An 870-nucleotide genomic window follows, 5' to 3' on the forward strand; every position below is an offset into this window, starting at 1 on the left:
CCGCGACGCGCCGCGGTCCTGCTCCGGTTCGGTCGGCGGCATCGGCGCGAGCCGGAACGTCGCCCAGATCGGGGCGATCGCGGGCCCGCTGCTGGCCGGCCTGCTGCTCAGCTGGGTCGACCTGTCGGCGCTGTACCTGATCGACACGGTGACCTGCCTCGCCCCGATCTGGGCGACGTTCCGGCTCGCGCCGATGCCGCCGACCGAACCGGAGCAGGACCGCGGCGCGTCGCGGTGGGGCGTGGCCGCCGTCATCGAGGGGTTCCGCTATCTGGCCGGCAACACCGTCGTGCTGATGTCGTTCGTGGTGGACCTGATCGCCATGATCTTCGGCATGCCGCGGGCGCTGTTCCCCCAGCTGGCGCACCAAAGCTTCGGCGGGCCCGTCGAGGGCGGCTCGGCGATGGCGCTGCTGGCCGCTGCCATGTCGGTCGGGGCGGTGGCCGGCGGGGTGTTCTCCGGCTGGCTGCCGCGGATCCGACGCCAGGGGCTGGCGGTCATGGCCTCCGTCGTGGTGTGGGGCCTGGCGATGGTCGGCTTCGGCGCGGTCAGCGGCACGGCCCACGGGCGGCCCGGACCGGCGCTGTGGGGGGCGTTGGCGTTCCTGGCCGTCGGCGGCGCGGCGGACATGGTGTCGGCGGCGTTTCGGCAGACGATCCTGCAGCAGGCGGCCTCCGACGACCTGGTCGGGCGGCTGCAGGGCGTGTTCACGGTGGTCGTCGCGGGCGGCCCGCGGGTGGCCGACGCGGTGCACGGCGCCGCGGCCGCCGTGGTGGGGGCCACGGCCGTCGCCGTCGGGGGCGGGGCGTTGGTGGTCCTGGGAGTTCGCGACTTTCGGCACCCGATATCGGACGAACGCCGGGGCCGCCG

1 protein-coding gene is annotated in these 870 nt (G+C 75.4%); it reads left to right on the plus strand.

Going from position 1 to position 870, the window contains the following annotated elements; all coding sequences use genetic code 11:
• Positions 1 to 870, plus strand: an 870-nt coding sequence (locus A5714_RS04930; RefSeq protein ID WP_156747176.1) for an MFS transporter, incomplete at both ends; no start/stop codon positions are given.

The organism is Mycobacterium sp. E2462 (genome assembly GCF_001672685.1).
GTDB lineage: Bacteria > Actinomycetota > Actinomycetes > Mycobacteriales > Mycobacteriaceae > Mycobacterium.